Source organism: Streptomyces sp. 15-116A (genome assembly GCF_025290915.1).
Classification (GTDB): domain Bacteria; phylum Actinomycetota; class Actinomycetes; order Streptomycetales; family Streptomycetaceae; genus Streptomyces.
Genome location: NZ_JAOCQE010000243.1, coordinates 1 through 9,799, shown reverse-complemented (window position 1 = coordinate 9,799; position 9,799 = coordinate 1). Strand labels below are relative to the sequence as shown.

Annotated in this window: 8 protein-coding genes and 1 pseudogene; 8 read left to right on the top strand and 1 reads right to left on the bottom strand. The window is 71.9% G+C overall.

Features of this window, described 5'->3' with window-relative positions:
• Window positions 1–445 (top strand): annotated as a pseudogene (locus N4P33_RS27935) (rRNA cytosine-C5-methyltransferase); the annotation flags it as partial.
• Here the strand turns inward: N4P33_RS27935 and N4P33_RS27930 are convergent.
• Window positions 426–2,573, bottom strand: coding sequence for an MMPL family transporter (locus N4P33_RS27930; RefSeq protein ID WP_260829587.1), 2,148 nt, complete (start codon window positions 2,571–2,573; stop codon window positions 426–428). The pseudogene N4P33_RS27935 and the gene N4P33_RS27930 overlap by 20 nt on opposite strands.
• Before the next feature lie 137 nt (window positions 2,574–2,710).
• Here N4P33_RS27930 and rpe point away from each other — a divergent pair, with 137 nt between their 5' ends.
• The 7 genes from rpe (at window position 2,711) to N4P33_RS27895 (ending at window position 9,766) form a co-directional block, all read left to right on the top strand.
• Complete coding sequence (gene rpe / locus N4P33_RS27925; RefSeq protein ID WP_260829586.1) at window positions 2,711–3,397, top strand: ribulose-phosphate 3-epimerase; 687 nt, start codon at window positions 2,711–2,713, stop codon at window positions 3,395–3,397.
• 78 nt (window positions 3,398–3,475) lie between these two features.
• A complete protein-coding gene (locus tag N4P33_RS27920) occupies window positions 3,476–4,519 on the top strand; it encodes a sugar-binding transcriptional regulator (protein WP_260829585.1) in 1,044 nt (347 codons plus the stop codon).
• 73 nt (window positions 4,520–4,592) lie between these two features.
• Complete coding sequence (locus N4P33_RS27915; protein ID WP_260829584.1) at window positions 4,593–4,913, top strand: barstar family protein; 321 nt, start codon at window positions 4,593–4,595, stop codon at window positions 4,911–4,913.
• A gap of 177 nt (window positions 4,914–5,090) precedes the next feature.
• Window positions 5,091–6,533, top strand: coding sequence for a GuaB1 family IMP dehydrogenase-related protein (locus N4P33_RS27910; protein WP_260829583.1), 1,443 nt, complete (start codon window positions 5,091–5,093; stop codon window positions 6,531–6,533).
• A 287-nt stretch (window positions 6,534–6,820) separates the two neighbouring features.
• Window positions 6,821–8,287 carry an amino acid permease gene (locus N4P33_RS27905; RefSeq protein WP_260829582.1) on the top strand — a complete coding sequence of 489 codons (1,467 nt, stop codon included), beginning with the start codon at window positions 6,821–6,823 and terminating at the stop codon, window positions 8,285–8,287.
• 10 nt (window positions 8,288–8,297) lie between these two features.
• Window positions 8,298–8,750, top strand: coding sequence for an Lrp/AsnC family transcriptional regulator (locus N4P33_RS27900; RefSeq protein WP_093551890.1), 453 nt, complete (start codon window positions 8,298–8,300; stop codon window positions 8,748–8,750).
• A 161-nt stretch (window positions 8,751–8,911) separates the two neighbouring features.
• A complete protein-coding gene (locus N4P33_RS27895) occupies window positions 8,912–9,766 on the top strand; it encodes a hypothetical protein (protein ID WP_260829581.1) in 855 nt (284 codons plus the stop codon).
• Window positions 9,767–9,799: the final 33 nt, after the last annotated feature.

Here is a 9,799-nt window from a genome sequence, read left to right as displayed (position 1 = left end):
GCTGGCCGGCAATCCCGGCCCGTACCAGGTCGTCGCCGCCGACGGGACCCGGCCCGCCTGGCGGCCCGGCAGCTTCGACCGGGTGCTCGTCGATGTGCCGTGCACCGGACTGGGGGCCCTGCGCCGCCGCCCGGAGGCCCGCTGGCGGCGCCGCCCCGAGGATCTTGACGGGTTCGCCCCGCTCCAGCGCGGGCTGCTGCGCACCGCCCTGGAGTCGGTGCGGGCCGGCGGTGTGGTCGGCTACGCCACCTGCTCACCGCACCTCGCGGAGACCCGGGCCGTGGTCGGTGACCTGCTCAAGCAGTTCCCCGAGGCCGAGCTGATCGACGCCCGGCCCATGCTGCCCGGCGTACCGGACCTGGGCGAGGGTCCCGACGTACAGCTGTGGCCGCATCTGCACGGGACCGACGCGATGTATCTGGCGCTCATCCGCCGGACCGGCTGACACGCGTCTCGTCGGGTTCCCTCACCTCGCCCCCGCCGTCCTCGCGGGCCAGCCGGTGCGGCCACCACACCTTCGGGCCCACGTCCAGGAACAGGGACGTGACCAGCACCGACCGCACGATGAACGTGTCCAGCAGCACGCCCAGGGCGACCGCGAAGCCGATCTCGGCGAAGGCGACCATGGGCAGTGTGCCGAGCGCGGCGAAGGTGCCGGCCAGGACCAGGCCCGCCGAGGTGATCACGGCACCGGTCGCGGCGAGGCCGGTGACCACGCCGGGCCGGGTGCCCTGCCTTGCGGCCTCCTCGCGGATGCGGGTGGTCAGGAAGATGTTGTAGTCGATGCCGAGGGCCACCAGGAACACGAAGACGAACAGCGGGAAGTCGGTCGACTCGCCCGCGTAGTCGAAGACGTGCCGGAAGGCCAGGGCGCTCAGGCCGAGCGCCGCCGCGAAGGACAGGATCACCGTCCCGATCAGCAGCAGCGGCGCGATCAGGGCGCGCAGCAGCACGCACAGGATCAGCAGCACGACCACCAGCACCAGCGGGATGATCAGCACGTTGTCGTGCGTGGTCGCCTTGTCCATGTCGAGCAGTGCCGCCGTGCCGCCGCCCACCTTGGCGTCGGCGTCCGGCACCGCGTGCACGGCGTCCCGCACCCGCTCCACCGTCTGTTTCGCCGCCTCGCTGTCCGACGGGGCGGTCATGGTCGCCTCGAACAGCACCTTGCCCTCGAACGACGGTTTCGCGCCCGGCGGCAGCCCCAGGGACTGCGGGACGACGCCCTCCGTCCCCGCGACCGCGCGGCCCACCTGCTCGGCCTGTGCCTGGTTGCTGACGATGACGAGGGGATCGCCGCTGCCGGCCGGGAAGTAGCGCGCGGAGACCTCCTGACCGGTGATCGAGTCCGGTGTGTCCGTGAAGGAGTCCGCGTTGCTGATGCCCTCGGCGCGCAGCTGGATCAGCCCCAGCGAGCAGATCGCCAGCACCACTGCCGTCACGGCCCACGTCATACGCGGACGCCGGGCGATACGGCGGCCCATGCGCGCCCACATGCCGCGCTCGGTCGGGTCCGGGGCACCGTGGTGCGGGATGACCGGCCAGAAGATCCACCGGCCGAAGATCACCAGTAGCGCCGGGAACAGCGTCATCATCGCCAGCAGCGCGACGGCCACACCGATCGCGGCGACCGGCCCCAGGCCCCTCGTGGAGTTCATCTCCGCCGCCAGCAGCACCAGCATGCTCAGCACCACGGTCGCGCCGGAGGCGATCACCGCCGGACCCGCCCGGTGCAGGGCCAGTGCCATCGCCTCGTGCCGGTCCTCGTGCCGGCGCAGCTCCTCCCGGTACCGGGCGACCAGCAGCAGCGCGTAGTCCGTTCCCGCGCCGAACACCAGCACCGTCAGGATTCCCGCGCTCTGCCCGTTGACGGTCAGGCCCCCGTACTCGGCCAGGAAGTAGATCAGTGCCTGCGCCGTGAACAGCGCGCAGATCACCGCGAGCAACGGCACGAGCAGCAGAGTGGGGCTGCGATACGTGATGAGCAGCATCACGATGACCACGCCCATCGCCGCGAACAGCAGCGTGGAGTCGATGCCCTCGAAGGCCTCGGCGAAGTCGGCGGAGGTGCCGCCCGGCCCCGTCACATGGACGGCGAGCCCACCGGTGCTCCCGCCCACGTCCTCCCGGATGGAGTCCACGGCCGGCCCGATCCGCTCCCAGCCCTTCTCGTCCATGGTGATCGGCACGAACACCTGCGCCGCACGCGGATCGGTCTCCCGGTCGAACACCGGCCCGCGCGTCTGGTCGCCCATGATCCCGTGCGCGCTCAGCTGCTTGAGCTCGCCCACGTCCTCGGCGATCCGCTCCCGGTCCGCCGCCGTCAGCCCGCTCTCCCGGGCGTAGATCACGATCGCCGGAATCTGCTCGGGCCGGAAGTCCTCGGAGATCTCCAGCACCTGTGTCGACTCGGCGGACCCCGGCAGCCAGGACGCGGCGTCATTGTCCTGAGCATCGGTCAGCTTCTGAGCGAACGGCGCCATCAGAAACAGCACCACCACCCAGAACCCCAACACCAGCCACTTGGCCCGCCGCCCGCAGACGAGGTGACCGACACCCCGGCTCCCTGTCATAGCCACCTCCGCAGCAACACCGAGTAAGGGGCGCGGGGAACTGCGCGACCAGCCACAGCGAGCCCGCAGTCGCCGCACAACCGTCCCCACCCGAGACCGCTGCACGCAACCCCCGGAGGGCATGGCACGCTTAGTGCATGGCCGTCCAGATCAACCCCAGCATCCTCTCCGCCGACTTCGCCAACCTCGCCGCCGAGGCAAACGCAGTGCACGGCGCCGACTGGCTCCACGTAGACGTCATGGACAACCATTTCGTCCCGAACCTCACCCTCGGCGTACCGGTCGTAGAGTCGCTCGCCCGGGCGACGGACACTCCGCTGGACTGCCATCTGATGATCGAGGCCCCCGATCGGTGGGCGCCCCAGTACGTGGAGGCGGGGGCCGGTTCCGTCACCTTCCACGTCGAGGCGGCCGCCGCTCCCGTACGGCTCGCCCGGGAGATCCGTGCCAAGGGCGCCCGCGCCTCCATGGCGCTCAAGCCCGCGACCCCCATCGAGCCGTACGAGGACCTGCTCCCCGAGCTCGACATGCTGCTGATCATGACGGTTGAGCCGGGCTTCGGGGGACAGGCCTTCCTCGACATCATGCTTCCGAAGATTCGCCGCACCCGCGAGTTGATCAGCAAGCACGGTCTGGAGCTGTGGCTGCAGGTCGACGGCGGGGTCTCGGCGTCCACCATCGAGCAGTGCGCCGACGCGGGCGCCGATGTCTTCGTCGCGGGCAGCGCCGTGTACGGGGCGTCGGACCCGGCCGAGGCGGTCCGTGCACTGCGCAACCAGGCCGAGGCCGCCACCGGCAAGGCGTCCTGGGCATGCGACCACTGAGCCACGGGAATGTGAACGGCTCCCAGCAGGGCTGATCAAGCGCGCCGGATCTGCAAGGATGAACGGCGAATCCAGAGTGTGAACAGCAGTGAGGAGATCGCCGTGTCGGGTATGTCGGCGGGCCGGTCAGCCATGCGGATGGGACCCGCTGAGCTGGTGCAGGCGGCGGCCATGGCCCGCCGCTTCTACCTCGAGGGGAAGTCCAAGATCCAGATCGCCGAGGAGTTCGGCGTCAGCCGCTTCAAGGTGGCCCGGGTCCTGGAGACCGCCCTCGAACGGGATCTCGTACGCATCGAGATCCGCGTGCCGGCCGAGCTGGACGCCGAGCGCTCCGACGCGCTCCGCGCCCGCTACGGCCTCCGGCACGCCGTCGTGGTCGAGTCCCCGGCCGAGGCCGAGGAGACACCCGACCCCGAGAACCTGGGAGAAGTGGCCGCCGACCTGCTCGGCGAACTGGTCAACGAAGGGGATGTGCTGGGTCTGGCCTGGGGCCGGTCCACCATCCACATGGCGGCGGCCCTGGACCGGCTGCCGCCCTGCACGGTGGTGCAGCTGACGGGCGTGTACGACGCCGGGACCGCCGAGCGCGGCTCCGTCGAGGCGGTGCGGCGCGCCGCGCAGGTCTCGGGCGGCGACGCCCACCCCATCTACGCGCCGATGCTGCTGCCGGACGCGGCCACCGCGGCGGCGCTGCGCAACCAGACCGGGATCGCGCGGGCCTTCGAGTACTTCGACAAGGTCACCGTCGCCTGCGTCTCCATCGGCTCCTGGGAGCCCGGCATCTCCACGGTGCACGACATGCTCAGCGACGAGGAGCGGGCGCACTACGCCTCCCTCGGGGTCGCCGCCGAGATGTCCGCGCACCTCTTCGACGCCGAGGGGCGCCGGGTCGGCCGGGACCTGGGGGAGCGGTGCATCACGGTCAAGGCCGACCAGCTCCGCCGTATCCCCGAGGTCGTCGCCATCGCGGGCGGGCAGCGCAAGGGGCCCGCCATCGACGCGGTGCTGCGCTCGGGGCTCGTCACCAGCCTGGTGACGGACACCTCGGCCGCGGACTACCTGATGACGGCGGGAACGCCGCCGAAGCCCGCGCTCAACCGGGCGGACCCGGACGGAATCTGACGGAGGCCCGGTTCGCGCCGGGCCGGAGGCACCGCGCCCGGCGCGGGCCGGGAGACGGGAAGCGGGGCAGGGCATGGCGGAGGACCCGGCGGGGCGGATCACGGTCACCGTGGACCTCGACGGGGTGACGGACAAGGCCGGTCTGATGGACCGCTGCGCCCGTGCCCTGCACCTGCCCGACTGGTTCGGGCGCAACTGGGACGCCCTCGCCGACTCCCTGGCCGACCCCACTCTGTGGCCCGAGGGTGCCGTCGAGCGGGGGCTGCTGGTCGTCGTGCGCGGCTGGCGGGCGTACGCCGAGACGCGGCCCGAACAGTGGCAGGTGGCCGAGGAGGTCTTCGCCGAGGCGACGGACCGCGGCCCGGGCCTCTTCGTCACCCTCGGCCCCGGCTGACCCGCGCGTCCCGAGCCCGCGCCCCGCCTTTGGAGCTTCCTCCAGACACCCCCTGACCAGCCTGGACGATCTGCCCGGGGTGGTCGGGGCGTTCGTCATGGGACAATGAAGTACGTGCTCTTTCCCCCTGGCTGACCTGTCCGGGGGCCGCCTCTGATCGACTGGGATGTGCAGCACGTGCGTTTCCTCAATGACATCCAGCCCGCGTACGACCTGACGTACGACGACGTCTTCATGGTGCCGAGCCGTTCGGCGGTCGGCTCCCGTCAGGGCGTGGACCTCAGCTCCCCGGACGGCACGGGCACCACCATCCCGCTCGTCGTCGCCAACATGACCGCCATCGCCGGCCGCCGCATGGCCGAGACGGTGGCCCGGCGCGGCGGCCTGGTGGTCATACCGCAGGACATCCCGATCGAGGTGGTCACCGAGGTCGTCTCCTGGGTCAAGAGCCGCCACCTGGTGCTCGACACTCCGATCGTGCTGGCCCCCCACCAGACCGTCGCCGACGCCCTCGCCCTGCTGCCCAAGCGCGCACACAACGCCGGTGTCGTGGTCGACGAGAACCACCGGCCCGTCGGCGTGGTCACCGACACCGACCTGACCGGAGTGGACCGCTTCACGCAGCTCGCCGAGGTCATGTCCCGGGACCTGCTGCTGATCGACGCCGGCATGGACCCGCGCGAGGCGTTCAACACCCTCGACGGCGCCAACCGGCGCTACGCCCCCGCCGTCGACGCGGGCGGCCGGCTCGCGGGCATCCTGACCCGCAAGGGCGCCCTGCGCGCCACGCTGTACACGCCGGCCACCGACGCTCAGGGCCGGCTGCGGATCGCCGCCGCCGTCGGCATCAACGGCGATGTCGCGGGCAAGGCCGAGCAACTGCTGAACGCGGGCGTCGACACCCTCGTCATCGACACGGCCCACGGCCACCAGGAGTCGATGATCAGCGCGCTGAAGCTGGTCCGCGACCTCGACCCGCAGGTCCCGGTCGTCGCGGGCAACGTCGTCGCCGCGGCCGGTGTGCGCGATCTGATCGAGGCGGGCGCGGACATCGTCAAGGTCGGTGTGGGCCCCGGCGCCATGTGCACCACCCGCATGATGACCGGCGTCGGCCGGCCGCAGTTCTCCGCGGTACTGGAGTGCGCGGCCGAGGCGAAGAAGTACGGCAAGCACGTGTGGGCCGACGGCGGTGTCCGCCACCCCCGTGACGTGGCGATGGCCCTCGCCGCCGGCGCCTCCAACGTGATGATCGGCTCCTGGTTCGCCGGGACCTACGAGTCCCCGGGCGACCTCCAGCACGACGCCAACGGCCGCCCCTACAAGGAGTCCTTCGGTATGGCCTCCGCGCGGGCCGTGCGCAACCGCACCTCCGAGGAGTCGGCGTACGACCGGGCCCGCAAGGGGCTGTTCGAGGAGGGCATCTCCACCTCGCGCATGTTCCTCGACCCGACCCGGCCGGGCGTCGAGGACCTGATCGACTCGATCATCGCGGGCGTGCGGTCCTCCTGCACCTACGCCGGTGCCGCGAGCCTGGAGGAGTTCGCCGAGAAGGCCGTCGTCGGCATCCAGAGCGCCGCCGGCTACGCCGAGGGCAAGCCGCTGCACGCCAGCTGGACCTGACGCCTGCCCCTGGTGCCCAAGGCCCCCGGTTGTTCCCGCTGATGGGAACACCGGGGGCCTTTGTGCAACGGTCGAAAGCTCCCGTGCAACGAACACCCGCCGCGCCGCGAGGAACGCAATGATCTTGCGAGGGTGCGCAAGGTTGCTGCATTTCAGGAGCAACGTCCGACCTCGTAGGGTTACGCGCTGTACGTGTGTGGCGGGGACCCCGCTCGACGGGTCCCCGCTTCTCGCGGGCACCGTCGGTCCCGGCCGCGCAGATCCGGAAGTGACGAAGGAGTCAGCGCGTGCTCGACCAAGGCGCACCCCCGCGCAGCAGCAGTACCACCGCCCCGCCGTCCCCGGGCATCGGTGCGCGCCTTATGCGTCGCAAGCCCGTGGAACGCCTGGTCGCTGAGGGTGGCCAGGGCGAGGGCGGCAGTCTGCGCCGCTCGCTCGGGCTGTGGCAGCTCACCATGATCAGCATCGGTGCCACCCTCGGCACCGGCATCTTCGTCGTCCTCGGCGACGCCGTCCCCAAGGCCGGTCCGGCGGTCACCCTGGCGTTCGTCATCGCCGGCCTCACGGCGCTCTTCTCCGCGCTGTCCTACGCCGAGCTCGCGGGCAGCATCCCGGTCGCCGGCTCCTCGTACTCGTATGCGTACGCAACGATGGGCGAGCTGGTCGCCTGGGTCTGCGGCTGGTGCCTGGTGCTGGAGTACGGCGTGTCGGTGGCCGCCGTCGCCGTCGGCTGGGGCGAGTACCTCAACGAGCTGCTCGACGGCACGATCGGCGTCACCATCCCCTCGGTGCTGTCCTCGGCGCCGGGTGAGGGCGGCATCATCAACCTGCCCGCGCTGCTCGTCGTCCTGCTGGCGATGGTGTTCCTGCTCGGCGGTGTGCGGGAGTCCGCCCGCGCCAACACGATCATGGTCGCGGTGAAGATAGCCGCGCTGGTGCTGTTCTGCGCGGTCGGCTTCATGGGCTTCAAGTCCGGCAACTACGCCGACTTCATGCCGCTCGGCATGGCGGGCGTCAGCGCCGCCGGCGCCACCCTGTTCTTCTCGTACATCGGCTTCGACGCCGCCTCCACCGCCGGTGAGGAGGCGAAGAACCCGAAGAAGGACCTGCCGCGGGCGATCATGCTGTCGCTGATCATCGTGACCGCGCTGTACGTGCTGGTCGCGGCCGTCGCCGTCGGCGCCTGGAAGTGGACCAAGTTCGAGGGCTCCGACGCCTCCCTCGCCGCGATCATGAACGACGTCAGCGGCCAGACGTTCTGGGGCACGCTGCTCGCGCTCGGCGCGGTCATCTCCATCGCGAGCGTGGTGCTCACCGTGCTCTACGGCCAGACCCGCATCCTCTTCGCGATGTCCCGCGACGGCCTGGTGCCCAAGGCGCTCGGCAAGATCCACCACAAGACCGGCGCGCCCCGCCTCAACACGGTGATCGTCTCCCTGTTCTGCGGTGTCCTCGCCGCCCTGATCCCGCTCGGCAAGCTCGTCGACGCCACCAGCATCGGCACGCTGTTCGCCTTCGCGCTGGTCAATGTCGCGGTGATCGTCCTGCGCTACAAGCGCCCGGAGCTGGAGCGCACCTTCAAGGTGCCCTTCGGGCCGGTGCTGCCCGTGCTGGGCTTCGGCTTCTGCGCGTACAACATGTTCAGCCTGGACTCGGTGACCTGGGTGGTCTTCGGGTTCTGGATGGCGGCCGGTCTCGTGTTCTACTTCCTGTACGGCTACCGCCGCTCCCGGCTCGCAACGCTTGAGAAGTGAACACCCCACTGTGCTGAACGATCTCGACGAACGCATCGTGCACGCCCTCGCCGAGGACGCCCGCCGCTCCTACGCGGACATCGGCCAGCTCGTCGGCCTCTCCGCGCCCGCCGTGAAACGGCGCGTGGACCGGCTGCGGGCCACCGGGGCGATCACCGGGTTCACCGTCCGGGTGGACCCGGCCGCCCTCGGCTGGGAGACCGAGGGGTTCGTCGAGATCTACTGCCGCCGCAACACCTCGCCGGAGACCATCCAGCGGGGCCTGGAGCGGTACCAGGAGGTCGTGGCCGCGTCCACCGTCACCGGGGACGCGGACGCGGTCGCCCAGGTCTTCGCCTCCGACATGCGGCACTTCGAGCGGGTCCTGGAGCGCATCGCCGGGGAGCCGTTCGTGGAGCGGACCAAGTCGGTGCTGGTGCTGTCGCCGCTGCTGCGGCGGTTCTCGTCCGGATCGCCGACGTAGCTTCTGTGGGGCGGGGCGCTGTCGCCAGGTTCCGCTGAGGGGGAGTTCCGGCGAGGGCGTTCCGGTCGTAGCCTGACGGCATGCCGGAAAGTGGGCATTCCGGATATTCCGGGCGTTCCGGTCGGGTGGCGGCGAGGGCGCCGACGGCCGCGGGACTCCCCGTGTTCGTCGACTCCTCCGGCCGGCGGGCGCGGCTCATCCGCCGTACCGGGTACGGGTTCGCCGGGCTGGCGGCCGCGTATCTGGCGGTGCTGGGGCTGAGCGTCATGGGTGCCACGCCCTTCGCGCCGGGCGCGCTGCTGCCGCCGCTTCCCGAGAGCGTGCCGACCGCGCCGGACCGGGACAGTTCGGGCGGGACGCCCTGGGTGCCGGGCGATCCGCTGATACCGGGCCTCGGGGGAGCCGGCGGTCCGGGCGGCGAGGCAGGTCCGGGAGCGCCGCGCGTACCGCTTCTGATGTCGCCCGGCGAGTCCGGAGCCGCCCTGCTGCTGTCGCCGCCCGGCGAGCCGGGGGCCACGCTGCTGACCCCGTCCGGTGTCCCCGGGGCCTCGCTGCTCACGCCGGGCGCCACGCCTCTCACGCCCGGTGGGGCGCCGGTCACGGGGGCGCCCGGATCCCCGGAGCCGGCCGATCCGGAGACGCCGCCCTCCGCATCGCCGGAAGAGCCGGGGACGTCGGCCCCCGGTGAGCCTTCCGCTCCCGGCGAACCATCGGCGCCCGGTGACCCGTCCGACCCCGCGCCGCCGCCCCCGTCCCCGCCCGGCACGGACCCCGGCGACCCGCCCGCGGCACCGCCACAGGAGCCACCGGAACCCGAGCCCTCCGCTCCGGAGGCTCCCGCTCCCGAGCCTCAGGTCCCTGAGCCCCAAGCCCCTGAGCCCCAGGTCCCCGAGTCGCAGGGCGCCGCGCCCCAGTCCGTCCCGTCCGGTACCGCGTCGGTGCCGGGCTCCGTCGTCCCCTCCGGCGGCCAGGACGCCTCCCAGCCCTCCGACCCCTCGGTGGCCGGGGCGCCCTGATGCGCCGGCGCCCGCGTCCGCCCGTCCGCCGGC